Below are 26,135 nucleotides of genomic sequence, written 5' to 3'. Positions count from 1 at the left end.
CAGCGCTTCTAAAATTTAGTTGTTTTACCGTAACTGCCTTTCGCAAAAATAGGCTTAATTTCGGGTTGTTCCAATTTAAAATACCAGTGCCAGGATGTTGAAGCGTTTTACTTTAGGGTTGTTGATTTTAGTGTTTTTCTCGATGGGCCCCCTGATGTCGTTAAAGCCATCTGACGAGACCGTTGTGAATCCCCGAGAGAAAAGCTGGGTCGACAGCGTTTACGCTTCCCTCACACCGGACCAGCGCCTGGGCCAGCTATTCATGGTGGCCGCTTACTCCAACAAAGACGAAAGACATTTCCGGGAAATAGACACGCTGGTCATACGCTATGGCATTGGCGGGGTAATGTTTATGCAGGGCGGCCCGGTGCGCCAGGCCAAGCTCACCAACCGTTTCCAGCGCGCGGCCAAAGTGCCCATGCTGGTTGCCATGGATGCCGAGTGGGGCCTGGACATGCGCCTGGACAGCAGCATGCATTTTGCCCGCCAGATGACCTTGGGCGCCCTGGACGATGACAAGTATATTTACCTGATGGGCCGCGAGATCGCCCTGAAAATGAAGCGCCTGGGCGTGAGCGTGAGCTTCTCGCCTGTAATCGATGTGAACGTGAACCCGGCCAACCCCGTAATCGGCAGCCGCTCCTTTGGCGAATCGAAAGAAGAAGTGACCCGCCGCGGGGTAGCTTACATCAAAGGCCTGCAGGACCATGGCGTTATTGCCGTAGCCAAGCACTTCCCGGGCCACGGCGACACCGACACCGACTCGCACCTGGCCCTGCCGGTGGTGCCGCACAGCCTCAAGCGCCTGACGGACGTGGAGCTGTACCCGTTTAAAAAATCCTTTGAAGCCGGCGTGATGGGCGTGATGGTAGCCCACCTGTATGTGCCGCAGATCGACTCGACCAGGAACTTAGCGACTACCCTCTCCCGCCCGCTGGTAACCGGCCTGCTCAGAGAAAAAATGAAGTATAAAGGGCTGGTGTTTACCGATGCCCTGAACATGAAAGGCGTGAGCAGCTATTTTGCGCCCGGCGAAGTGGACCTACGCGCCCTGATGGCCGGCAACGACGTGCTGCTTTTCCCGGAGGATGTGCCCACCGCCATCACCAAAATAAAAGAAGGCATTGCCAAAGGCCAGGTAAGCAAAGTAGAACTGGAGCAGCACGTCCGCAAGATCCTGCACGCCAAGTACTGGGCAGGCCTGAACAAGTATAAACCAGTCGTGCTGGCCAACCTGAAAGAAGACATGGACCGCCCCCTGAGCAACGTGCTCCAGGAAGAACTCTACGAACACTCTGTAACAGTGGTGGAGAATGCCGACAGCCTGCTGCCCTTTAAGGACCTGGATACGTTGCGCATCGCATCGGTGGCCATTGGCGCGCCAAAGGGCAATGCCTTCCAGCAAACGCTTGGCAATTACGCCCCTGTCACTTCGCTGGCTATTGCCAACCGCTTTGCCCCGGACTCAGCTTTTACCAATATCATTCCAAAGCTGGCTAACAGCAATGTAGTGGTTATAAGCCTGCACAACATGAACCTGACACCCTCCAAAGACTTTGGCGTGGGCGTGGGCACGCGGGCTTTTATCCAGTACCTGCAGGAGCGCACAAATAAAAAAGTGGTGGTTGTGGTGATGGGCAACCCCTACAGCCTGAAGTTTTTCGAGAAAAGCAAGTGGCTGGTGTGCGGTTACGAAGACAACCCGGTAGCCCAGGAACTGGTACCGCAGGCGCTGTTCGGCGCGCGGGCGGCTAAGGGCCGGCTACCCGTTACAGCCTCTACGCGGTATAAGGTGGGCCGCGGCATTGCTACGCCTTCGCTCCACCGCCTCAAGTATGGCACCCCTGAAAGTGCGGGCATGGACTCTAAAACGCTGAACCAGATCGACAACATCGCCCTCGAAGCCATTGCCTATGCTGCCACGCCAGGCTGCCAGGTGCTGGTGGTAAAGAACGGCACCGTTGTTTTCAACAAGTCTTACGGCTATTATACTTACGATAAGGTAAAGCCGGTCACAAACAACACGCTCTACGACCTGGCTTCTATTACGAAGGTGGCGGCCACGCTGCAGGCCATTATGTTCCTCAAAGACCAAGGCAAGATCAACCTCGATGCCAAGGTAATGACCTACCTGCCGGAGCTGAAAGGCACCAACAAGGAAGGGCTGGTGCTGCGCGACGTGCTGACCCACCAGGCCGGCCTGCTGGCAGGTTTGCCTCACTGGCAGAAAACGCTTGCCTCGGTTAAAACAAAAGACCTCTACTACGCCAGCGCCCAGACGGATTATTACCCTAACCAGGTAACGCCGGAGATCTATTCGGCCAAAGCCATCGAGGATTCGGTGTGGACCTGGACGCTGCGTTCCAAAATGCTGCCCCGCCGCAAAGATGGCAAAGGCTACGACTATACTTACAGCGACCTTGACTTTTATATGCTCAAGCGCCTGGCAGAAAAAATGCTCAACCAGCCGCTTGACGAGTTCTTGGCCCAGAACTTTTACGAGCCCCTTGGCCTGAGCACCATGGGCTACAACCCCTTACTGAACCACTCGCGCGAGGTGATTGCTCCGACAGAGGACGATACTTATTTCCGCCACAACCTGATCTGGGGTACCGTACACGACCAGGGTGCCGCCATGCTGGGGGGCGTAGCCGGGCATGCCGGTCTTTTCTCCAACGCCAACGACCTGGCCATCCTGCTGCAGATGGACCTGCAGAACGGCAACTATGGCGGCCGCAAATACTTCAACTCCAAAGTAGTGACCGAGTTCTCGAAAAAGCAGTTTAAGAGCAGCCGCCGCGGACTGGGATGGGACAAACCGGAGCCCGACGGCCATGGCCCTACCTCCGACCTGGCCCCGGGAAGCACCTTTGGCCACACTGGCTTTACCGGCACAGCTGCCTGGGTAGATCCTGAAAACAAACTCATTTATATCTTCCTGTCTAACAGAGTGTACCCGGATGCAGGCAACAACAAGCTTGTAAAGTATAACATCCGCACCCGCATACACGACGTAGTTTATAAGGCCATCATACCTAAAACATAAAAGATAATTGGTAGTTTAGCAAGTGCAGCCGCGATCATGGCTGCACTTGTCGTTTATACAGAAGCAAAATGAAAATCGGTATAGTTTGTTATCCCACCTTTGGGGGAAGCGGCGTAGTGGCGACAGAGCTGGGCAAAGCCCTTGCCCAGAAAGACCATAAAGTGCACTTTATTACCTACAGCCAGCCCGCCCGCCTCGACTTTTTTAACGAGAACCTTTTTTACCACGAAGTATACATTCCTTCTTACCCCCTGTTCCAGTATCCGCCCTACGAATTGGCGCTGGCCAGCAAAATGGTCGACATCGTGCGGTTCGAGAAACTGGATGTGCTGCACGTACACTATGCCATTCCGCACGCCTCTGCTGCCTACATGGCCAAGCAGATCCTGCGCACCAAAGGCATCAACATTCCCATTATTACCACCCTGCACGGCACCGATATTACCCTGGTGGGCAAAGATGCCTCGTTTGAGCCGGTGGTAACTTTCAGCATCAACCAATCCGACAGCGTAACGGCTGTGTCGGAGAGCCTGCGCCAGGAAACTTACCAATACTTCGAGATCGAAAAGAAGATCGAGGTGATCCCTAACTTTATCAACCTCGACAAATTTAAGCGCCAGCAAAAGGAACACTTCCGTATGGCCATCAGTCCCAACAACGAAAAGCTGCTGGTGCATACCTCTAACTTCCGAACCGTAAAACGCGTGGAGGATGTGATCCGGATCTTTGCCGCCGTGCGCCAGCAGATCCCCAGCAAGCTGCTGCTGGTAGGCGACGGCCCCGAGCGCCCTAAAATGGAGAAGCTGTGCCGTGAACTGGGCATTTGCCAGGACACCCGCTTTCTGGGCAAGCTGGAAGCCGTGGAAGAGGTGCTCTCCATTGCCGACCTGTTTTTGATGCCCTCCGAAAAAGAGAGCTTTGGCTTGGCAGCACTCGAGGCCATGGCCTGCGAGGTGCCGGTGATCTCGACCGACGCCGGGGGTATTCCGGAACTCAATATCGATGGGGTAACCGGCTTTGTGAGCCCGGTAGGCGATGTGGAGGCGATGGTAAAGAACGCCCTTTTTGTGCTGGATGATGCCAACCTGCCCCGCTTCAAGGAAAATGCGCTGAAACGTGCCCACGAATTTGACGTGGATAAAATTGTACCGCGCTACGAGCAGCTCTACCTGAACACGATCAAAGAACAGCAACTGGCGCTACTTTAATGCCCGGCACCCGGAGGAAGTATAACCCAGGCCGTTTTTACAAGTGCCTTCCCCAATGTTTAAACGGCACGCACCTAAGGCGGGCTGTTTTGCTGCTAACGCACGTATAGCTTTGGCTATACTTAATAAATTGCACCCATGAGCAAAGACAAATATTTTATCATCGATTTCGATAGCACCTTTACGCAGGTGGAGGCGCTGGACGAACTGGGAGACATCTCGCTGCAGGGCGAGCCAAACAAGGAAGCCCTCCTGCAAAAGATCAGCCAACTGACAGACAGCGCCATGGCCGGTGAAAGCTCTTTTTCAGAAGGGCTTACCCAGCGTCTGCACCTGCTGAAGGCGCACCAGAAACACCTGCCTCCCCTCATCAGCCGCCTGCAGGACAAAGTATCGGAATCCATCCGCCGCAACAAGGATTTTCTGACCGAGTTTGCCGATCAGATCTTTATCGTTTCCAGCGGGTTCAAAGAGTTTATCACGCCCATTGTAACGGAGTATGGCATTAAGCAGGAGAACGTATATGCCAACACGTTCCGCTTTGATGCGGCCGGCAATGTGATCGGCTTTGATGAAGAAAATGTGCTGAGCCGGGATAAAGGCAAGATAAAGCTGCTGGAGCAACTGGCTTTATCCGGGGATGTGTATGTGCTGGGAGACGGCTACACCGACTATGAAATTAAAGAGGCCGGCTTGGCCAATAAGTTTTACGCCTTTACCGAAAACGTGGCGCGCGACAAGGTCATTGCCAAAGCCGAGCACATTGCCCCGAGCCTGGATGAATTCCTTTATCAGAACAAACTGCCCATGGCCATCTCTTATCCCAAGAACCGCATCAGCGTGCTGCTGCTTGAGAATATTCACCCCAAAGCCGTGGAGCTGTTCCGCCGCGAAGGCTACCAGGTAACGGCCCTGCCGGGTGCGCTGAGTGAAGAGGAGCTCTGCGAGCAGATCCAGAAAGTATCGATCCTGGGCATCCGGAGCAAAACGCAGGTAACCCCCAAGGTACTGGCCCATGCCTCCCGCCTGATGAGCATCGGCGCCTTCTGTATTGGCACCAACCAGATCGATCTGGCTACCTGCTTGGAGGCCGGTATTACCGTATTTAACGCCCCTTACAGCAATACTCGTAGTGTGGTGGAACTGGCTATTGGCGAGATCATCATGCTGAGCCGCGGCGTTGTAGGCAAGAGCGACAAAATGCACCAGGGCGAATGGGACAAATCAGCCGCGGGCAGCTTTGAGGTACGCGATAAAAAGCTGGGCATTGTGGGCTACGGCAACATTGGCGCCCAATTGTCGGTGCTGGCCGAAGCGCTGGGCATGGAAGTATACTATTACGATGTAGTAGAAAAGCTCCAGCTGGGCAATGCCCGTAAGTGTGAATCGTTGCACGAGCTGCTGGAAAAAGTAGATATCGTGACGCTGCATGTAGACGGCCGCCCTGAAAACAAGCATATGTTTGGCGCAGCGGAGTTTGACGCCATGAAGGATGGTGCCCTCTTCCTGAACCTGAGCCGCGGCCACGTAGTCGATATCGAAGCGCTGGTAACAAACCTGAAGTCCGGGAAGATCCGTGGAGCCGCGGTGGATGTGTTTCCGCATGAGCCGGCCACCAACAACGAGCCTTTTATGAGCGAGCTCCGGGGCCTGCCTAACGTGATCCTGACCCCGCATATTGGCGGCAGCACCTCCGAAGCGCAGGTAAACATTGCTAACTTTGTGCCTAACCGCATCATGGATTACATCAACTCGGGCAACACGTACCAGAGCGTCAACTTCCCGAACATTCAGCTGCCCCAGCTCAAAAACGCGCATCGCCTGATCCACATCCACGCCAACGTGCCGGGTGTATTGGCTAACATCAACCAGGTGCTGGCCAATAATCACGTCAACATCCTGGGCCAGTACCTGAAAACAAACGAACGCGTAGGCTATGTGATCACCGACATCGACAAAGCCTACGACAAGCAGGTAGTCAACGACATGCGACAGGTACCCCATACCATCAAATTCCGTATTCTTTATTAATTGCGCTCCGGCACATTACCGTATCATGAATCAGAAACTATACTTCACACCCGGCCCTTCGGAGCTCTACCCTACCGTGCCGCAGCACATGCACACGGCGCTGGAGCAGAAAATAGGCAGCATCTCGCACCGCAGCCAGCAGTTTAAGGATATTTATGCCCGGGCCGTAACCGGATTGCGGCAGCTGCTGCAGCTACCGGATAATTATGAGGTGCTGTTCCTCTCCTCGGCTACTGAAGTATGGGAGCGGGCCATCCAGAACACCGTGCAGCAACGCAGCTTTCACCTGGTAAACGGCTCTTTTTCGAAACGATTCCGGGAAGTGGCAATAGAATTAGGGCGGGATGCGCTGAAGTATGAAGTACCCTTTGGCCAGGGCTTTGACGTGGACAGTATACAGGTGCCCGCCGATACAGAGCTTCTGGCGCTTATTCAGAACGAAACCAGCTCCGGCGCCTGCATGCCCGTGGCCGATATTAACCTGTTCCGGGAGAAAGCGCCTGGCACGCTGCTCTTCGTGGATGCTGTTTCTTCGCTGCCACATCCGGCGCTGGATTACACCAAAATTGATGCGGCATACTTTTCGGTGCAGAAATGCTTTGGCTTGCCGGCCGGACTAGGCGTGTGGCTCGTAAATGACCGTTGCGTATCCAAAGCCGACATTATACTTTCCAGTGGCTGCTCTATCGGCTCTTACCACCAGTTGCCGGCCATGGTCCAAAAGTCACGGGAAAACCAGACAGCCGAAACCCCCAATGTGCTGGGTATCTATCTGCTGGCCCAGGTGCTGGAGGATATGAATCAAAAAGGAATTGAAGCGATACGGAAAGAAACGGATGAGAAAGCGGCCCTGGTTTATACGTACCTGGACCGGAACAGAACGTTTTCAGCAGCCGTTGTAAACCCACAGCACCGCTCTCCCACCACCATTGTGGCAAACACCACCGTACCTGCCTCGGAGGTAAACAAACAGCTGGCTGCATTTGATCTCACAGTAGGCAGCGGCTACGGCAACTACAAGGAAAACCAGATCCGGATAGCCAACTTCCCCGCACACAGCCCCGAACAGATGCAACAGCTGGTAAATAAGCTCGACGAGCTGTTTGGATAAGGCTGGGAAGTTAGAGAGTTAGAAATTTAAAAAGTTAGAAGGTTAAAAAGGTATAGAATGAGAAGGTAAGAAGGGAACTTGTGATTTACTTGCGGTAAGTTCTTCTTTTGCTTGCGGAGCACCGGGCCGATATACGATTCTCCTCTTTTGAAGTCTTTTTGGATTGTAAAAGAACCAGTGGTTTAACTTTCTAACTCTCTAACCTTCTAACTTTGTAACTTCTAAAACACCTGGCCTATCTCCTGCTTCACATACCCAATGGCACGGGCGGTGGGGTCCTGCTCGGTAGCCAGCACGGTTTCCAGAATGCGTTTGGCCAGGTCCGTGCCGCGGGCGCCTTCCGGCAACTCCTGGTAGGTTTTGTTGATGAGGCTCACCACATCTTCGCGGGCGTGTTTGACCTGCTGCCAAGCTTGCTCGGTCATGTATACCTGCTGCGACATATTGTGGTTAAACTCGTTGCGTATCTCGGTGAGCAGCATGCGGTGGTAGTCTGCCGCAGTGTGCCCGGTGCTACCAACGCGCAGCAGCATGTTACTGGGCGTGATGCGCTCGAGCAACAACACGATCCGCTCGTAAGCCTGCAAACGGATGGGCAGCACCACTTCGGCATTTTTCTGGCGCAGCTCCAGCAGGCGCACCTTATAATCGCGCTCGTAGTGCTTGGTTACCAGGTAATACATGGCCACGGCCACAATCAGGGCGGGTAATACGATCTTTAACAGGTCTAGTATAAACAGGAGGAATTGGTCCATAGAAGTGGGTTTGAAAGTATAAATATCGCGAAAAATTAATTTAGGATACATGAATCATTTACGCGCCGGGGCTGTTTTTAATGTAGAAAGACACGCTGCGCTGAATAATTCCTGAGAATTACGTAAGTTTGTGGCTACAAATAATGAAAGTAGATACTATGGCAACAGAAACCAAGACTGCTCCTATCACACTCACAGAAAGAGCTTTAGCAGAAGTTAAAAATATAATTCAGGAGAAGAACGTACCAGAGGGATATGGCCTGCGCGTGGGCGTGCAGGGCGGTGGCTGCTCGGGCATGTCATACTTGCTGGGCTTTGACAAACCAAAAGACTCGGATGAAGTATTTCCGTTGGAAGGCGTAGAACTGATCATGGATAAAAAGCACGCTATGTATGTGTTAGGCATGCAGGTAGATTTCCAGGACGGGCTTAATGCGCGTGGCTTTGTGTTCAACAACCCGCAGGCTACCAGCACATGCGGTTGCGGCAGCTCCTTCTCCGCCTAAATAAACAAGCACCTTCTTTCTATTTAGATAAGCACAGCCCGGCCATTGGCCGGGCTGTGCTGCTTTACAGGTATAGGTTCCGGCTTGTGCCTATTACCAATAAAAAAGCCGGTCCTTTCCAGAACCGGTTTTTTTTATGCTATTGCTTTAGGTTATACTCGGTAGAAAAGCCACTTGGAAAGCTCTTTGTAGTTTATCTTTTTGCCATACATTAAAATGCCGACCCGGTAAATACGAGAAGCTAGCCAGGTGGTAAAAATAAACCCGAGCACCAGCAGCCCCATCGATAGCAGCAGCTCCCAGGCAGGCACGCCAAAGGGCACCCGCACCATCATCACAATAGGCGAGGTAAACGGAATGATAGACAGCCAGAACGAAACCGCACTATCCGGGTTTTTTAGCACCAGCGAGTACGACAAAATAAAGGACAGCACCAGCGGGATGGTGATCGGGAACATGAACTGCTGCGTATCCGTTTCGTTGTCTACGGCAGCACCAATGGCCCCGAACAGGGAACCATACAAGAGGTAACCACCCAGGAAGTAGAACAGGAAGCACCCGATAATGAGCGGCAGGTTCAGGTTACCAACGGCATTCAGCGTATCTGCTACCATCTCCGAGGCCTGGCTTTTTTCTTTTGCTGCGTCTTCGTCACTTACTTCTTCGCCCGTAGCTGCGGCACGCCCCGAGGCAAGCTGTTCCATGGGCGTAGGTGCCGGCTGAATATTGAACACCGCCTTTACGCCCGTGACCACCACCAGCGAGAGCACCACCCACAGCAGAAACTGCGTAAGCCCCACGGCGGCAATACCAATGATCTTGCCCATCATCAGCTGAAAAGGCTTTACCGACGAAATAATGATCTCAACGATGCGGCTTGTCTTCTCCTCGATCACGCCGCGCATGATCTGCACCCCATACATAAAAATGAAGAAATAAATAATGAGCGCTCCTGCCACGCCGGCCCCGGACGTGACAAAGGCATTGTTATCTTTCTCACCTTCATCGCTCAGGTTCACCGAGGCTACTGAAATATCCGCTTTCATGTGCTGGAGCACTTCACGGTCCAGGCCCGAGGCAATCAGGCGCTGGTTTTCCACTTCCTTCTCCAGCATATTTTCGAGCCGCACTTTTGTCTGCAGGCTGGTATTCTTTTTGGCAAATACTTTGATGCCCGTAGGATTATCGATGCTGATCTTGGGGATGTATAACAGGGCCGTATTGTCAGTTTCCTTATATACTTCCTTCGCCTGCTCCAGTGAGCCGGAAAGAGGCACAATCTTCAGATCATCCTTGCTTTCGAGCTTTCCGGCAAACAAACCGCTCTCGTCCAGCAGCATCACCGTTTCGGCACTATCCGACATGGAGATGAGCAGGCCGGGCAGCACCATAAACGCAGCCAGCAGCAGGGGCGTCAGGAAGCTCATGATCAGAAAGCTTTTCTTGCGCACCCGCGTCAGGTACTCGCGTTGAATAATTAACCATATTTTATGCATGAGACGGCTCTTTTACTTTTCGGATGAAGATATCATTTATACTTGGCACCAGCTCCACAAACGAGTGTACCTCCACGCGCTCAATGAGGTAGCGCAGCAAATCGTTCGGAGTGGTGCCGTTGAGTAATTTTATGTGGGCCCTGAAAATGCCATGGTTTACGTGTTGCTCCAGCACCTGGTAATCGGGCGAGGTGACCAGCAGGTTCCCGTTCCCGATCACCTGGAAGGTATCCGTTTTGTAAGCGTTCTTGATCTCTTTCACTGATCCGTCCAGCACCTTGCGCGACCGGTTAATGAGCGCGATATTGTCGCAAAGCTCCTCCACTGACTCCATCCGGTGCGTCGAAAAAATAATGGTGGCGCCCCGCTCGCGCAGGTTCAGGATCTCGTCCTTTATCAGGTTGGCATTGATGGGATCGAACCCGGAAAAAGGCTCATCCAGGATAATGAGCGAAGGCTCGTGCAGCACCGTGGCAATGAACTGCACTTTCTGCTGCATGCCTTTCGAGAGGTCTTCGATATGCTTGCCCAGCCACTCCCGTATTTCAAAACGGTCTATCCAGGTTTTGATGCGGGCCGTGGCGTCGCTCTTGCTTAGGCCTTTGAGTTGGGCCAGGTATAGCAGCTGCTCCCCCACCTTCATTTTCTTGTAAAGGCCGCGCTCTTCGGGCAGATAGCCCATTTCCTTGATATGGTCGGGCCGCAGGCGCTCTCCTTTAAAGTATATCTCCCCCGAATCGGCGCCTGTGATCTGGGTGATGATGCGGATAAGCGAGGTTTTGCCGGCGCCGTTGGGTCCCAGCAAGCCAAAAATGCAGCCCGCCGGAATCTCGAAACTCACCTCATCCAGTGCGGTGTGGTTGGCGTACTGCTTTGATACGCCGTTAATCTTAAGAATACTCAATGCTGGTTCCTTTAAGTTCAATCAAAAATAGCTTTATCCTGCGCATCAGGCAAATATATTCGGATTGTTAGATGTTTTATCGACGAAGCCTAGTTTTCAGAGGATGAAAGCCCCGGCAGCGCTGCCGAATAAAAAAGCCGCCTCTTCCTTTGCAGGAGGGCGGCTTTTGTTCTATCCGTTAGTAAATCGCGGCTTACTGAAAGTAATCTTTCACTTTCTCGAAGAAGCCTTTGTCGTTTTTACCTGGCTGGGGCGCAAAGTTGCCTGACTCCCGCAACGCCTCGAGCATGGCTCGTTCGTCGCTGCTGAGTGATTTTGGCGTCCATACATTGATGTGGATCAGCTGGTCGCCTCTGTCGTAGCCATTGATGTCTTTTATACCTTTGCCGCGCAGCCTGAAGATCTCGCCGCTTTGCGTGCCTGGTTTGATACTGATCTTTACTTTGCCCGAAATAGTCGGCACTTCGATCTCCGCTCCCAACGCCGCATCCACAAAACTGATGTACTGGTCGAAGATCACGTTGTTCCCGTCGCGCTTCAGGGTAGGGTGCGCCTCTTCCTCGATCTGGATCAGCAGATCGCCCGGCACGCCGCCGCGCTCGGGCACGTTGCCTTTGCCGCTCATAGACAGTTGCATGCCATCCATTACGCCAGCCGGCACATTGATCGAGATCACCTCTTCCTGCTGCTCGCGGCCTGTACCATGGCACACGTTACAGTTGTGCGTCACAATACGGCCTTCGCCGTTACAGGTAGGGCAAGTCGCTGTAGACACCATCTGGCCCAGCATGGTGTTTACCACCTGGCGCACCTGGCCCGAACCCTGGCACTGCCCGCAGGTCTGCATATCGGTGCCGTTCTTGGCGCCGTTGCCCCCGCAGGTACTACACGCCACATAGCGCTTTACTTTTATTTTTTTCTCAACACCATTGGCAATTTCTTCCAGGTTAAGCTTCAGCTTGATGCGCAGGTTGCTGCCCTTGCGCACACGGCGTCCGCCACCCCCGCGGGAGCCGCCAAAGAAACTTTCAAAAGGGCTTCCGCCGCCCCCGAAAATATCGCCGAACTGCGAGAAAATATCCTCCATGTTCATGCCACCGCCGCCAAAGCCGCCGTTCATACCCTGGTGGCCGAACTGGTCGTAACGCTGGCGCTTCTGCTGATCACTCAGCACCTCGTAGGCCTCCGCAGCTTCCTTAAACTTTTCTTCTGCGGTGTGGTCGTCGGGGTTCTTATCCGGGTGGTGCTTGATGGCTAGTTTACGGTAAGCCTTCTTTATCTCTTCCTGGCTGGCACTCTTGCTTACTCCTAAAACTTCGTAATAATCTCTCTTAGCCATTGCTTACGCTCCTATGATAACTTTTGAAAACCGGATCACCTTATCGTTCAAGGTATATCCCTTTTCAATTATGTCGATAACCTTCCCTTTCAGGTCATCAGATGGGGCCGGGGCTTGTGTTACAGCTTCCTGCAGGTCGCTGTCGAAGTTATCCCCAACCTGTACTTCGATCGGCTTCAGGCCTTTCTGCTGCGTTACATGCTTCAGCTTATGGAAAACAAGGTCCAGCCCCTGCGCCAGCACGTCCACCTCTTTGGTAGAGCCGAGCGCCTGCCTGGCCCGTTCCATATCGTCCAGCACCGGCAACAGGTCGCCCATCAGCTCCTGCGTAGCCGTCTTCGACAGGTCGATGCGCTCTTTAGCCGTGCGGCGTCTGAAGTTCTCGAACTCAGCCATCAGGCGGATGTATTTGTCTTTCATTTCTGCCAGCTCAGCTGCTGCAGTATCGGTAGGAGTCGCTTCGGTTTCATCCGTTTCCTCCTGCTGGTTCAGTGTCTGCTCCTCTTGCGGGGTGGCAGCATTGGCAGCATTTTCCTGAATTTCTTCCTGCGCCTGGTTGTTCTTGCTATCTTTATCTGACATAATGCCTCAAAAATATTAGGTTAATAAGTCTGTATTGTCTTGTCAATTAGTTTGCCAAACCGCCCTTCGTGTCAAGTTGGCACTTTTAATTCTGAATGACTGAGTAAATGAATGACTGAATAATGAGATGATATGCACACAAAACCTCACCTTGGTAGCCAGTATTTTATTCAATGATTCAAAATTCAATGATTCAAAATTCAATTATTCAAAATTAAAGCCGCAAGCGCTTAAAAAAAATCGGTAGACAACTTTGCAGCTTCTACCGATCATGTATAAATCACACGAGGTGGTTGCGCTAGCTATTGAGTGCCTCCCAGATCATGTCTTTTAACGTCATAATGTTCTTGCCTGTAATGCTCGATATAAAGACGGTTGGTAAACCTTCGGGCAGCGTTTGCCGCATTTCTTCTTCCAGCTCCTCATCCAGCATATCGGCTTTGGTGACAGCCAGGAGGCGCTTTTTGTCCAGAAGTTCCGGGTTAAAGGTTTCCAGCTCGTTCAGCAGCACCTCGTATTCTTTGGCAATGTCGGCACTCTCACAGGAAACCATAAATAACAGCATGGAGTTCCGTTCAATGTGGCGCAGGAAGCGTAATCCCAGTCCTTTGCCTTCGGATGCCCCTTCAATGATCCCCGGAATATCCGCCATCACAAATGACTTGTAGTCGCGATAAGCCACTACACCCAGATTAGGGGCCAGCGTGGTAAAGGCGTAATTGGCAATTTTAGGCTTAGCAGCCGATACAACCGAAAGCAGCGTGGATTTACCGGCATTCGGAAAGCCCACCAGTCCCACATCGGCCAGTAACTTAAGTTCCAGGATCACCCACTCCTCGCGGCCGGGCTCGCCGGGCTGGGCATGGCGTGGGGTCTGGTTGGTAGGCGATTTAAAATGGGCATTGCCCAGGCCACCGCGGCCGCCAGGCGTCAGGATAATTTCCTGGCCGTGTTCGGTGATCTCGCACATGACCTCGCCGGTCTCATCGTTGCGGGCAATCGTGCCCAGCGGTACTTCCAGCACCTCGTCTTTGCCCTGGGCGCCAAACGAGTGGCTGGGCCCGCCGTTATGGCCGTTTTCGGCAATAATATGCTTGCGGAACTGCAGGTGCAGCAGCGTCCATAGCTGGGAATTGCCACGCAGGATAATATGTCCGCCACGGCCGCCGTCGCCGCCGTCGGGTCCACCTTTGGCCGTCAGTTTATCGCGGTGCAGGTGTGCCGATCCCGCACCACCGTGACCGGAGCGCGAGCAGATTTTTACGTAATCAATAAAGTTGGATGATGCCAAATTATGGGGGCCTAAATGTCTCTTGCTACTTCCCTTCCTGCTTTGCTTTCAGGCCATCGATCTGCTGGCAAAGGTTGTTAAAGATCTCCTCGATCTCGCCAATACCCTCTACCGTACAGAATTTGCCCTGGCCTGCATAGTAATCGGCTACAGGGGCGGTTTTGGTGTTATACTCCTGCACACGCTTGCGGATCAGTTCTTCGTTCTGGTCGTCGGGGCGGCCGGATGTTTTGCCACGCAGCAGCAGGCGCTTGGTTAGCTCCTCGTCGTCTACCCGCAGGGCAATCATGCAGGAAATGGCGGTACCGTGCTCCTGCAACAGCTTGTCCAGACCCTGCGCCTGCGGCACGGTGCGCGGAAAGCCATCGAAAATAAAGCCGGCAGCCTGCCGATGCTCTTTCACTTTGTTCTCAATCATGCCGATCACCACTTCGTCGGGTACCAGCAGGCCGCTGTCCATCAAATTTTTAGCTTCCAGGCCCAGGGCGGTGCCTGCAGCAATTTCGGAACGAAGCAAATCGCCGGTAGACAAGTGGATAAGGTTGTATTTATCAATCAGCTTCTGACTCTGAGTTCCTTTACCGGCTCCCGGAGGACCAAACAAAACGATGTTGAGCATATCTTATAGCTAGAAATAAAAGGCAAATGTACGTATAAAATTAATGTGCTTTTTCAAATTTTCGAACGGCTGCTAACCCGCTTCCCATTTAAAAGCCTGCAAACGCGCGCAGTTTTTGGTTGGTTACGACACGATTTTATAAATATCGCGCAGGTTGCGGCCCAGGCCATTGTAATCCAGGCCATAGCCTACCACAAAATCATTGGGAATCGTTTTGGCCACGTATTTCACCTCCAGCTCATGCTGCAGGCACTCGGGCTTCATTAGCAGCGTAGCCACCTCCACCGAAGCCGGGCCGCGGTCTGCCAGTTGTTTGAGCAGGCCATGCACCGTATGGCCCGTGTCCACAATGTCTTCCAGCACAATCACATGGCGCCCGCTGATGTCTTCGTTCAGGCCCAGGATCTCTTTTACCTTGCCCGTGCTGTGCATATCCTGGTAAGAGGCCAGGCGGATAAAGGAAACTTCGCAAGGAATGGAAATGCGCTTGAGCAGATCAGCGGTAAACATAAAGGAGCCATTGAGCACAGCCAGGAAAAGTGGCGTTTTGCCGGCATACGCCTGGTCCAGTTGCTCGGCCAGCATCACGATGCGTGCAATGATCTCTTCTTCGCAAATGTATGTGCTGAAACTGCAATCATGCAGGGTTATGGTACGGGGATTCATGGGTCGGTTCTTTTGGTGGCCTGACAAAGATAAGTATAAATTAAAAAATAAGCCCAACGCAATGGTTGGGCTTATACTTACAGGCACTTATTATTGCTCTTACTTTGCTGCAAGGCCTTTTAAAACAATGGTATGCGGCGGCATGGCGTCCGCTTTTGCAGTAGATGGGGCCACGTGGGTGGCATCCAGGTTTATTTTGTTCAGCTCCTTGTTGATCTTGATCGGCGCTTCGGGAATGGCGGGCTCCTGGTCCAGGGCAATGTAAGGCGCAATAACCAGCGACACGATTGACATGAGCTTGATGAGAATGTTCATACTTGGCCCGGAGGTATCCTTGAACGGGTCGCCCACGGTATCGCCTGTTACGGAGGCCTTGTGCGGCTCGGAGCCTTTATACTCCATCACGCCGTTGATCATCACGCCCTGCTCAAACGATTTCTTGGCGTTATCCCAGGCGCCGCCGGCATTGGACTGGAACATGGCCATCAGCACACCCGACACAGTTACGCCGGCCAGCAGACCGCCCAGTACCTCGGCCGAAGAAGTATCCGGCAGCACGCCTTTCAGGCCGAACCCGATAATGAGCGGCACGATCAGGGCAATAGCGCCCGGCAGCAGCATCTCGCGGATAGCGGCTTCGGTAGAGATGGCCACGCATTTTTCATACTCGGGCTTTCCGGTGCCTTCCATAATGCCGGGAATCTCCCGGAATTGGCGGCGCACTTCATGCACCATCGCCATAGCTGCCCGGCCTACCGCTGCAATTGCCAGCGCCGAGAAAACAAACGGGATCATGGCTCCTATAAACAGGCCAGCCAGCACCGGTGCTTTGTACAGATCTATACTTGGGATGCCGGCAATGCCTACAAAAGCGGCAAAAAGCGCCAGCGAGGTAAGCGCAGCAGAGGCAATGGCAAAGCCCTTACCGGTAGCCGCCGTGGTGTTGCCCACAGCATCCAGAATATCCGTGCGGCCGCGTACTTCTTTGGGCAACTCGCTCATTTCAGCTATACCGCCGGCATTATCAGCAATAGGTCCGAAGGCATCAATGGCCAGCTGCATGGCCGTGGTGGCCATCATACCTGCTGCGGCTATGGCCACGCCATACAAGCCTGCCGAGGCATACGAGAGCACAATGCCGGCTGCCAATACAATAATAGGCAACACCGTGGAGTGCATACCCACTGCCAGACCGGCAATGATGTTGGTAGCATGGCCCGTAGAAGATTGCTGCACAATAGAGTTCACCGGCCCTTTGCCCATAGCTGTATAGTGCTCGGTGATGATACTCATAAGCGAGCCCACAGCAAGGCCTACCAGCACAGCTAGGTAAACGCCGTTGGCAGTAAACTCAAAATTGCGGAGGGTAAGGGTTTCGGGCAGCAGCCAGTGAATTACGAAGTAGGTGACAACAGCGGTGAGGGCTACCGAGATCCAGTTGCCGCGGTTTAGGGCCGCCTGCACGTTGCCGCCTTCCTTTACACGCACAAACAACATCCCGATCAGGGAGAAGATAATGCCCAGCCCCGCGATCATCATCGGAAGTATAACCGGCGAGATGCCGCCAAAGTTGTCCTGCACCACTACCTCGCGGCCCAAAACCATGGTAGCCAGGATCGTGGCCACGTACGAGCCGAAAAGGTCAGCGCCCATCCCTGCCACGTCGCCTACGTTGTCGCCCACGTTATCGGCAATGGTAGCCGGATTGCGCGGGTCGTCTTCCGGAATGCCGGCTTCTACCTTGCCTACCAGGTCAGCGCCAACGTCGGCTGCTTTGGTATAGATACCGCCGCCCACACGGGCAAACAAGGCAATACTTTCAGCACCCAGCGAGAAGCCCATGAGCACTTCCAGGGCGCGCTCCATCTCAATGCCATTCACATCGGCGCCGGTGCGCTGCACAAAATAATAGTAAAAGGCGATAAACAAGGAGCCTAGTCCCAGCACGGCCAGGCCTGCCACGCCCATACCCATCACTGAACCTCCTGCAAACGAAACGTTCAGTGCCCGGGAAAGGCTGCTGCGGGCTGCCTCAGCAGTGCGCACGTTTGCCTTGGTAGCAATCCGCATGCCGATGAAGCCTGCCAGTGCAGAAAGAAAGGCCCCGATCAGAAAGGCTACCACAATAAGCGGGCTCGACTTCTCGCCGGTAGAGCCCAGGTAAAACAATAAGAGTGAAGCGATCACCGCAAAGATGGCTAAGACTTTGTATTCAGCCTTCAGGAAAGCCATTGCGCCGTCAGCGATGTGGCGTGCAATGGTGCTCATGCGCTCGTTGCCGGCAGGCTGCTTTGTTACCCAGGCAGAGCGAATCCAGGTGTAGAGAAGCGCCGCCAGTCCAAAGGCAGGAATTGCGTAAAGAATAGGTTCCATTCAGTAGGTTTAAAGGTTAAAGTATATGCGTATTGCTATTAAAGAAAGGGGACTTTATTGACTTTTCCAAATACATACCGACAAAGCTTTTCCACATTCCGGGCAGCTATACCGCTAAATGCAAACGCGTTACAACATTAATTCAGAAAAAGCTTTGTACGTACGCCTGCAGCCCCTTGTTAGTGTAACTAAAAACGCAAAAGGCCAGCCCTGGGGGCCGGCCTTTGCCTGTGGTTTATACTTTTAACAAGGCCTCTGCTGTGGCCCCAATCCCTTTATAGTTTCGCCATCAGCTCCCGGTACAGGGCTACCATACTTTCAATATCTTTTTTGTGGACGATCTCGTCGGGTGTGTGCACGTTATCTTCCGGGGCACCTACAAAGCACCAGTCCCAGGGATAGGCGCTGTACTGCAGCTCTTTGGCGTCGCTGCCGCCGGCTCCTTCCACTTCCAGCTGGTAGGGTATGCCGGAGGCTTTGGCAATCCCGATGATCTTCTGCACATACGCCCGGCGTGGGATCAGGCTGTCGCGCATCGAAATGGCCACGCCCTGCCCGGCCTTCACCCCTTCGGTTACCCAGGTAATGTCCGAGATCAGGGCCTGCCGCACACCGTAATGTTCGTAAATGTAGCGCGCCAGGTAAGCTACCGAGCCGCCGCCATGCTCCTCCCAGCTGCTGAAAGCAATAATGCCGTTTTCCAGCGTTTCAGCTACCTGCAACGCACTCCACACGCCCAACCGGTTATCCATGTAGCAGGACTGCACCGTATCATCGGTTTCGCGGAAGTTGCATTTAAAAACCAGCTCCGTGCCGCGTTCAATTTCCCGCTCGTAAGCATAGGTCAAAGCGTGCGCTTCTTCGTCATACTGCAGGGTGCATTCAATTTTACCCTGAGCATCTTCGCCTACCAGTTTATAACCCGATTTTATACTTGGCCCGCCAATCTGCACCAGCTCGTTGCCATAGCGTACCGTAAAACCGATGGAATCCATGTGCGCAAAAATTGCACTCCTTGGCTTGCCGAACACCAACAGGATGCAGTCCTGAAACTGCTCGCCGGAGAGCACCTTCGGTTCGGTGCGCCAATGAACTTTCTGCGCTTCAATATAGTTCAACAGATATTCTGAAAGGCTTTTTTCGTTGCCAGATGGGGCTTGTATCCGGCAGAGTTCCTCAAGTAATCTCATAGGTATTTTCTTTTTAGGGAATCCAAATTTAATAATATTGTTGTACTTTTAGAACTTCAGGCGCATCACAGGTCTGCAGCAATCTAAAGCATCGAATAGTCTTATCTTACATGAAGAAGTTATTATTTCTTTTCTTCTCCTTTGTATTACCGGCCCTGGCAACCGCCCAGCAGTCCGACACCACCGCCATGCGCAACGTTACTTTCGAGTCGATCGAAGTAATTCCGGATGTCGCGCGGGTAAAAGGCATGCTGCTGTTGAACAAAGACATCCAGTATGAACTGGAAGGTGCTGTTGACAACATGTATAACTTCAAGTTTGAGCGGGCCGAAAAACAGTTCCGCTCGCTGCGCCGCCGCTACCCCGATCATCCGCTGCCCTACTTCCTTATGGGCCTGAGCCAGTGGTGGAAGATCCTCCCGACCAATATCCAGACGCTGAAGTATGATGCGCCTTTCTTTGCTTACATGGACACCACCATACAGAAAGCGGAAAAGATGTATGATCAGAACGAGCAGAATGTAGAGGCTGCCTTTTTCCTGGCGGCGGCTTACGGCTTTGAGGCACGGCTCCATTCTGAGCGCAGCAACTGGCGCAAAGCAACGGTAGCCAGCAAGCACTCCCTGGAGTTTATGGAGAAAGCCAAAGCCGGCAACGGCCTGAGCCCGGAGTTCCTCTTTGGCGAGGCGCTGTTCAATTACTATGCCGTCTGGATCCATGATACTTACCCGATGCTGCGCCCGGTGCTGCTTTTCTTTCCGGATGGTGACAAGCGGCTTGGCCTGAAACAGCTGCGCTACGTGGCCAACAGCGGTTTTTATACCGGCACCGAGGCCAAGGTCTTTTTGATGAAGATCTATGCCAACGAAGAAAACAACATGAATGAGGCCTTGGGAGTAGCACAGTCGATGGCCCTCAAATACCCCGATAATGCCTACTTCGAACGGTTTTATGCCCGCCTTTTGTTTGTGCAGGGGCATTTTACCATGGCTGAGCGCGTGTCGCTGGACATTCTTAGCAAACTGGAGCAGAACATGCCCGGCTATGAACCGGTGAGCGGGCGCTATGCGTCCTATATTTTAGCTTACATTAACCAGAACAAGTATAGGGACCTGGATAAGGCGAAACAGTACTACCAGAACGCCATTATGTATGCCGAGATGACCAACGAGCGTGATTCCGGCTACTTTGTAAACTCCTACTTGAACCTGGCCCGCATTGCCGAACAGCAAAAAGACTTGCTGCTGGCCAAACGCTATTATACTGTCGTGCTCAACGCCAGCGCAAACGATAAAAAATCCGCCCCTTTTAAAGAAGCGCGCAGTTTTCTCAAAAAGCACAAGAAGCTTAAGTAAACAGCTGCAGGAAAGCCTCGCGGTGCGCCAGCAGGGAGTAGTGCTGCGCTACCCACGCCTGCCCTTTTTGCCCCATCCGGAGCCGGCGCTCGGGTTGTAACAGGAGTTGCTCCAGATGCGCATACCATTCTTCGGGCGTGCGACAAGTATAGCCTGCTTCCACATCGGGCACAGCCACCAGGTTAGCACCTACGGCCGAAACTACCGCCGGAATGCCCAGCGCCATATACTGCAAGGCTTTGAACGCACACTTTCCTCTAGCCCATTCATTGTCCGGAAGGGGCATTAACCCGATGTCTATTTGCCGCAGATCTTCCAGCTCTGTTTCTTCCCGCCAGGGCAAAAACGTGAGCGAGCGTAACGGCAAAGCCGGTATCTGATCCGCTATCACCAGAAAAGTGAAATCATACTTTTGCTCCAGTTGCTGCAGAACGGGCGTTATCAGGGCAAGGTAGGGCAGGGTAGAATGCGAGCCCGTCCAGCCAATGACCACCCGCGGCGCGTGCTGCCGATTGGCTGACAGCTGATATTTTGCAGCATCGAGGCAGGTGGGCAGGTAAACGGCTGCCCGATTATACCGTTGGGCATACGCCTGCAGGAAATGGTTGCCGCAGCTCACTTTATAGCTCCAGCGGCAGATAGCCGCTACTTTCTGAGGGTGCTTATACTTTGCAATGGCTTTGTTTCCATCTGTGGTGTTAGGCAGCCAGATGGCATCGTCGAAATCATATAGCAGCTTTTTCCGGAAAATGTAGGTCACGACCCATTCAAACCAGGGCGATCCCAGCGGCGTGGCCTCGCGGTGCACAAAAACATAATCATAGCCAGCAAGTTGCCCTAGGAGCCAAAGCCGCCGCAGCATGCCCAAGCCAAATCCCCATACTTTGTGCAGCGTGTGCCCCGGCTGGTACAGCACCTCCCATTCTTTTTTACGCCAGAAAGGGGCCAGCCGGTAGTTTATTCCCTGCGCCTGTAATGCGGGCAGCCACTGCTCTACCCGGAACCGCTGGGATGCGGCCTGGTTTACAGGGTAGGGAACCACAAACAGCACGTTCATACTTGCCTTGTAGTGCTTAAATGCCCGAAGAAGTACGCATAGGCTTCCCGTATCCGCTCCGGCGACCTGTACTTGCGCGTCAGCAAGGGGATTTCCTGCCGGTGACCGGGGTTTTGTAGGATCAACAGGATCTTGTCTAAAGCCTGCGCCACGCTCCCCTCCTGTTGCAGGTTAAATACCGCGCCGCCTCCTTCGTTGCGGATGATCTCGCTGTCGTCGCCTACGCCTTCGGTCAGCAGCACAGGCAAGCCGCTGGCCCAGTACTCGCCAATTTTGACGGGGGAACAGAACCGGGCAGAAGGATGTGCCTTGATAGTGGCAAAAGCAAAATCGGCGGCGGAGAGGTATTGTGGTACGTGCTGGTGCGGCACGCAAGCTATGTACACTTTGTTACTGTCAATCTGATGCTGTTGTAGCTGGTCTAGAATTTCATTCTCAGACTGCGGCGAAAGTATAAGCAGCCGGAAACCTGGTATGCTGTCAAAGCATTGTTTATAGATGGCAAAAGCCTCCTGTTTGTAGTATAAGTCACCATACTTGCCCACATAGATGCCGGTAAGGGAAGCCTCGGGCAAGCCTAGTCTTTCTCTGACTGCTGTTCTGTCGCTTTGGTTATAAGCAAACGTTTTTCCATCAACTCCATTCCGAACAACCTGCACCTGATCCGTTCGATTTGGTAACAAGGCCATAAGATGCGCTTTATACTGTTCTGAAACAGTGATAAGCCCGGCAGCTTGGCTGGCCTGCATACGTTCCCATCGCTTCTGGAAAATATAGCGTGGATCATACTCTTTCCAAACGCCCGTGTCCAGCATATAAGCTGCATGAGGCTCAAAAAAGGTAATATAGATCGGAATGTGCAATGCTTTGCTTACCCCAAGCGCCAGTGAGCCGGCGAGTGTTCCCACCGCCACAATCGTATCTATCCTTTCTTTTCTTGCAATGCGTTGAAGTTCCTTTGGAAACCGGATAAAATCACCTGCCTTTGTGAGCAGGTTCATGCCCCTACCTTTACTGTAAAGCTGGTAACAAGGGCCATAATAAGTGGAGGTGAATTCCTGCTTTTCCCTGTTTTCCCGCTCAATGGTTACCAGTACTACCTTGTCAATCTGCCGCATTTGCTTCAGGGCCTGGCTATGCAGCAGCGTAGTGGCTTGGGTCAGCGGATCATCCAGCCCCCAGTAGTTGAGCAGCATCAGTTTCAGACCGGCCATTTTACTGCTTTAGTGCCTTTTCATATACTGCAACGAGTTGTTGTATATGCGTTTCTTTCCTATACTTTGCTGCTACCTCCCTGGCCGCATCAGCATACGGAGTCAAAAGGCTCTTTTCATGATAAAGTAGTTGGATCTTCTTCAGGAAATCAGCTTCATTATCCTGTTCGAAATAAAGCTGCCTTTCTCCTGATACTTCTTGCAGTACTTCCAGATTTGGTACCAGGCAAGGCAAACCTATTGCCATCGCTTCTGCCATGGCAATACAAAAACCTTCATACCGCGACGCAAGCACAAACACATCATACGTAGGCAGTACCTTTTCAAGGTGCGCTTCACTGCCCAGCAGGCGCACATTGGTAATTTCATACTCGCGAATATAGTTTTCCAATTCCTCCCTTTGGTGCCCTTCTCCATAAATATCGAGAGTAATGGCATACTTGCGCAACTGTCTCAAACACTTAAGTAGAAAAAGGTGTCCTTTCTGAGGCCGCAGGTTACCAACTGCCACTAACTTCAAGCCTGTGTCTGCAAAAGAACGTTTATCGACAGCTTCGTTAAAAAACTGATTGCCCACAAAATTATATAGTATGTTTGCTTCTCCCGGAACAGCAATATGCTGTGTATAATCGTTATAAGCAGCCTGCGATACAAAAACAGCCGTTTGCTTTGCTGAATAGGTTATCTTTTCCAGATATTTACTCAGTATATTGGGATTAAAAGCATCATGCGTTATCAAGCTGTGCACACTAAACAGCAGGGGTACCTTGCCGCTCATGGCTAACCTTGCAATGATAGTTGGCCAGTACAGATGGGAATGGACCAGATCGGCATTGTACGTCTGTATTATTCTATGTAACATGATAGCACACCTGGCTATATCATACTTGTTAACATAATTCAAACAGATAACTTCTTTTACATGATGTAAATTTGATAGAAGAGTATGCTGAGGCCTCAAATAAACAACAATGTTCGTGAATTTAGTGGGCAACGCATTTATGTAGTCTACAAATATAATCTCTGCTCCTCCTAGGCCTAATGATTCCGTAACATGAATAAGTGTTGATCCTAAAGCCATTCTGTTTGTACATTACAAGCCTAATATTTTCTATAATAAGTTAATGTCATCAAAACCCAATTTATTAATAGTAGGCAACTTTAACAGGAAAGATTATTTAGACCTGTTTAAAGGTAGCCAAAACTATTTTGATTTTTTCTTTCTGGAGTTCGCTGCTCCTCAGGAGATTCAAAATTCGTATTACCAAACCTATGGCAAAGCTATTTTCTGGGGAGATTTTAAAACTGCTGACGATCTGCTGCAACTAATTAAGCCACAGAAAGTTATCTTCTTCTTTATTGAATCTTACTATCATGTGGTGTTGAATTTAGCTTGTAAAGTAGCCGGTATTTCAACGTATCATCTGGACCATGGGCTGCGGGACATAAACATTAACACCCGGCTTGAAACGTATTTTATACAACAAAAAGGCACCCCGGTGCATGTTAAGCAGGTACAGAAACTAAAACAACTCCTACCAAGGCTGCGGGCGCGGCTTTTTCTGCACAATTCAGTAGAGCGTCTTCCGCCTCCAGAAGCCGCCTTCTTCCGGCACTTTTATAAAGTCAGGAGCGCCAAGCATTACCTGGCTACTTTTAAAGCGATAAATTCGCCGCTTCGGGTAGCAGATGCTTATATTGCTTTCAGCCCTAAAGTATATGAAGTACACCAGCAGCAGGATTTCTTGCCGCCGGGAAAAGTAGTACATTTTACGGGTTTTCTTTCCTACGATCATTTAGCCGACATCAGGCCTGCCGCTACTGCCCGCAAACAAATACTATTTATTGATCAGGGGCTGACAACCCGATGCATTTTAGGGTGGACACCAGAGCGCTATCGTCTTTTTATTGCTGCGTTTACTAATATCTGCCTATCCTTTGGCTATGATTTATATGTCAAGCCCCACCCTATTCAGCCAAAGCAGGAAGTGGATTGCTGGGCTGACAGGCCAAACGTTCACCTCATCAATGATAAAGAGTTAACGGCTATACTTCCTGAAACCCCGCTCATTATCGGCTTTTTCTCTACCTACCTGCTCCCGCTTATGGCCCTTCCCCATACCACTGTTCTCACACTGGAAAACCACCCGGTTGGCAAACTCGATGTTTCAAAATCCTTTATAGAAGCTGGTGTGGCCAAACCGATCTATGATCTGGAAGAACTGCACGACATTCTGCCAAACATAGCCTCACTGCACGAGCAGCAGCTGCCGAACAAAGCAAAATTCACGGAGGAATGGCTGTATAAATTTGATGGTAAAAGCGGAGAGCGCCTGCGGGATATTTTGCTGCGCAACGAATTATAAAACAGAAGGGCTGCCATACTTGGGCAGCCCTTCTGTTTTATGATATAGTAGGTTGACTTATACTTTCGCCGTAACGGGCGCCTGCACTTTCTCTTTAAAATACTCCAGCGTCCTTTTCAGGCCTTCGGCACGGTCTACCTTAGGTTCCCAGCCTAACAGCTCTTTTGCTTTGGTGATGTCGGGCTGGCGTTTCTGCGGGTCATCGAGTGGCAGGGGCTGGTATTCCAGCTTTAATTCCACGCCGGTCAGGTTGCAAATCTCTTCTGCAAACTCCTTAATAGTAATTTCCGAAGGATTGCCCACGTTTACTGGCATAGCGTAATCACTTAGCAGTAGACGGTAAATGCCTTCTACCAAATCATCCACATAGCAAAAAGAACGGGTCTGGCTGCCATCGCCAAAGATGCTCAACGGCTCTCCGCGCAACGCCTGGCTTAAAAAAGCTGGCAGCACACGGCCATCATCCAGGCGCATGCGAGGGCCATAGGTATTAAAGATGCGCACAATACGCGTTTCCAGACCATGGTGCATGTGGTAGGCCATGGTCATGGCCTCCTGAAAGCGCTTGGCTTCGTCGTAGCAACCTCTTGGCCCTACCGGGTTCACATTGCCCCAGTAATCCTCGCGTTGCGGATGCACCAGCGGGTCGCCGTATACCTCGGAGGTAGAGGCAATCAGCATACGGGCATTTTTTGCTTTGGCAAGCCCCAGCAGGTTGTGTGTCCCCAGCGATCCTACCTTCAAGGTCTGGATCGGGATCTTCAGATAATCGATCGGACTGGCCGGGGATGCAAAATGCAGGATGTAATCCAGCGTACCCGGTACGTGTACAAACTTGGACACGTCGTGGTGATAGAACTCGAAATCTTCCAGTTTAAAAAGATGCTCGATGTTCTCCAGGTTGCCCGTGATCAGGTTATCCATGGCAATAACATGGTACCCTTCTTTAATAAACCTATCACAGAGGTGCGAGCCCAGAAAGCCCGCTCCGCCTGTGATCAATACCCTCTTTTTTGACATATGATT

Annotated in this window: 21 protein-coding genes; 7 read left to right on the top strand and 14 right to left on the bottom strand. The window is 52.0% G+C overall.

Annotation, left to right across the window (positions count from 1 at the left end; genetic code table 11):
• Window positions 1-130 precede the first annotated feature (130 nt).
• From LWL52_RS01545 to LWL52_RS01530, 4 genes are all read left to right on the top strand, one after another.
• Window positions 131-3,046, top strand: coding sequence for a serine hydrolase domain-containing protein (locus LWL52_RS01545; RefSeq protein WP_367615703.1), 2,916 nt, complete (start codon window positions 131-133; stop codon window positions 3,044-3,046).
• Between the two features lie 68 nt (window positions 3,047-3,114).
• The gene (bshA, locus tag LWL52_RS01540; RefSeq protein ID WP_242916368.1) at window positions 3,115-4,254 is read left to right on the top strand and encodes an N-acetyl-alpha-D-glucosaminyl L-malate synthase BshA; all 1,140 of its coding nucleotides are present in this window, start codon (window positions 3,115-3,117) and stop codon (window positions 4,252-4,254) included.
• A 138-nt stretch (window positions 4,255-4,392) separates the two neighbouring features.
• Window positions 4,393-6,285, top strand: a complete 1,893-nt coding sequence (gene serA / locus LWL52_RS01535) for a phosphoglycerate dehydrogenase (protein WP_242916367.1) — start codon at window positions 4,393-4,395, stop codon at window positions 6,283-6,285.
• Between the two features lie 25 nt (window positions 6,286-6,310).
• Window positions 6,311-7,396 (top strand): aminotransferase class V-fold PLP-dependent enzyme, encoded by a 1,086-nt coding sequence (locus LWL52_RS01530; RefSeq protein ID WP_242916366.1) that lies wholly within the window; start codon window positions 6,311-6,313, stop codon window positions 7,394-7,396.
• A 221-nt stretch (window positions 7,397-7,617) separates the two neighbouring features.
• Here LWL52_RS01530 and LWL52_RS01525 read toward each other — a convergent pair whose 3' ends face one another.
• Window positions 7,618-8,151, bottom strand: a complete 534-nt coding sequence (locus tag LWL52_RS01525) for a DUF7935 family protein (protein ID WP_242916365.1) — start codon at window positions 8,149-8,151, stop codon at window positions 7,618-7,620.
• A gap of 158 nt (window positions 8,152-8,309) precedes the next feature.
• On the opposite strand from LWL52_RS01525, the gene LWL52_RS01520 reads away from it, so the two are divergent.
• A complete protein-coding gene (locus LWL52_RS01520; protein ID WP_242916364.1) occupies window positions 8,310-8,657 on the top strand; it encodes a HesB/IscA family protein in 348 nt (115 codons plus the stop codon).
• A 152-nt stretch (window positions 8,658-8,809) separates the two neighbouring features.
• On the opposite strand, the gene LWL52_RS01515 is transcribed toward LWL52_RS01520, so the two are convergent.
• From LWL52_RS01515 to LWL52_RS01475, 9 genes are all read right to left on the bottom strand, one after another.
• Window positions 8,810-10,153 (bottom strand): ABC transporter permease, encoded by a 1,344-nt coding sequence (locus LWL52_RS01515; RefSeq protein WP_242916363.1) that lies wholly within the window; start codon window positions 10,151-10,153, stop codon window positions 8,810-8,812.
• Entirely contained in the window at window positions 10,146-11,057 is a 912-nt protein-coding gene (locus LWL52_RS01510; RefSeq protein ID WP_242916362.1) for an ABC transporter ATP-binding protein, read from the bottom strand. Before LWL52_RS01510 ends, LWL52_RS01515 begins: the two co-directional genes overlap by 8 nt.
• Before the next feature lie 193 nt (window positions 11,058-11,250).
• On the bottom strand, window positions 11,251-12,396 hold the full coding sequence (dnaJ, locus tag LWL52_RS01505) for a molecular chaperone DnaJ (RefSeq protein ID WP_242916361.1): 1,146 nt from the start codon (window positions 12,394-12,396) through the stop codon (window positions 11,251-11,253).
• A 3-nt stretch (window positions 12,397-12,399) separates the two neighbouring features.
• Complete coding sequence (locus tag LWL52_RS01500; RefSeq protein ID WP_242916360.1) at window positions 12,400-12,978, bottom strand: nucleotide exchange factor GrpE; 579 nt, start codon at window positions 12,976-12,978, stop codon at window positions 12,400-12,402.
• Between the two features lie 298 nt (window positions 12,979-13,276).
• On the bottom strand, window positions 13,277-14,269 hold the full coding sequence (gene obgE / locus LWL52_RS01495) for a GTPase ObgE (protein WP_242916359.1): 993 nt from the start codon (window positions 14,267-14,269) through the stop codon (window positions 13,277-13,279).
• 25 nt (window positions 14,270-14,294) lie between these two features.
• Window positions 14,295-14,888 (bottom strand): adenylate kinase, encoded by a 594-nt coding sequence (locus tag LWL52_RS01490; protein ID WP_242916358.1) that lies wholly within the window; start codon window positions 14,886-14,888, stop codon window positions 14,295-14,297.
• A gap of 123 nt (window positions 14,889-15,011) precedes the next feature.
• On the bottom strand, window positions 15,012-15,554 hold the full coding sequence (gene hpt / locus LWL52_RS01485) for a hypoxanthine phosphoribosyltransferase (protein WP_242916357.1): 543 nt from the start codon (window positions 15,552-15,554) through the stop codon (window positions 15,012-15,014).
• Window positions 15,555-15,653: 99 nt separating this feature from the next.
• On the bottom strand, window positions 15,654-17,927 hold the full coding sequence (locus LWL52_RS01480; RefSeq protein ID WP_242916356.1) for a sodium-translocating pyrophosphatase: 2,274 nt from the start codon (window positions 17,925-17,927) through the stop codon (window positions 15,654-15,656).
• Between the two features lie 275 nt (window positions 17,928-18,202).
• Window positions 18,203-19,117 carry a M20/M25/M40 family metallo-hydrolase gene (locus LWL52_RS01475; protein WP_242916355.1) on the bottom strand — a complete coding sequence of 305 codons (915 nt, stop codon included), beginning with the start codon at window positions 19,115-19,117 and terminating at the stop codon, window positions 18,203-18,205.
• Between the two features lie 110 nt (window positions 19,118-19,227).
• Between LWL52_RS01475 and LWL52_RS01470 the strand changes: the two genes are divergently transcribed.
• Entirely contained in the window at window positions 19,228-20,472 is a 1,245-nt protein-coding gene (locus tag LWL52_RS01470; RefSeq protein ID WP_242916354.1) for a tol-pal system protein YbgF, read from the top strand.
• On the opposite strand, the gene LWL52_RS01465 is transcribed toward LWL52_RS01470, so the two are convergent.
• From LWL52_RS01465 to LWL52_RS01455, 3 genes are read right to left on the bottom strand one after another with little or no spacing between them, the layout of a single operon-like run.
• Window positions 20,465-21,529, bottom strand: coding sequence for a glycosyltransferase family 4 protein (locus LWL52_RS01465; RefSeq protein ID WP_242916353.1), 1,065 nt, complete (start codon window positions 21,527-21,529; stop codon window positions 20,465-20,467). The genes LWL52_RS01470 and LWL52_RS01465 overlap by 8 nt on opposite strands.
• Window positions 21,526-22,743, bottom strand: coding sequence for a glycosyltransferase family 4 protein (locus LWL52_RS01460; RefSeq protein ID WP_242916352.1), 1,218 nt, complete (start codon window positions 22,741-22,743; stop codon window positions 21,526-21,528). Before LWL52_RS01460 ends, LWL52_RS01465 begins: the two co-directional genes overlap by 4 nt.
• A 1-nt stretch (window position 22,744) precedes the next feature.
• On the bottom strand, window positions 22,745-23,824 hold the full coding sequence (locus LWL52_RS01455; RefSeq protein WP_242916351.1) for a glycosyltransferase: 1,080 nt from the start codon (window positions 23,822-23,824) through the stop codon (window positions 22,745-22,747).
• A gap of 43 nt (window positions 23,825-23,867) precedes the next feature.
• On the opposite strand from LWL52_RS01455, the gene LWL52_RS01450 reads away from it, so the two are divergent.
• Window positions 23,868-25,109 carry a polysialyltransferase family glycosyltransferase gene (locus LWL52_RS01450; protein WP_242916350.1) on the top strand — a complete coding sequence of 414 codons (1,242 nt, stop codon included), beginning with the start codon at window positions 23,868-23,870 and terminating at the stop codon, window positions 25,107-25,109.
• Window positions 25,110-25,166: 57 nt separating this feature from the next.
• On the opposite strand, the gene LWL52_RS01445 is transcribed toward LWL52_RS01450, so the two are convergent.
• On the bottom strand, window positions 25,167-26,129 hold the full coding sequence (locus LWL52_RS01445; protein WP_242916349.1) for a UDP-glucuronic acid decarboxylase family protein: 963 nt from the start codon (window positions 26,127-26,129) through the stop codon (window positions 25,167-25,169).
• Between the last annotated feature and the right edge of the window lie 6 nt (window positions 26,130-26,135).

It is taken from the genome of Pontibacter liquoris (assembly GCF_022758235.1).
GTDB lineage: Bacteria > Bacteroidota > Bacteroidia > Cytophagales > Hymenobacteraceae > Pontibacter > Pontibacter liquoris.
The sequence above is the reverse complement of the archived record's forward strand: the minus strand, read 5'-3'. Positions and strand labels throughout refer to the sequence as shown.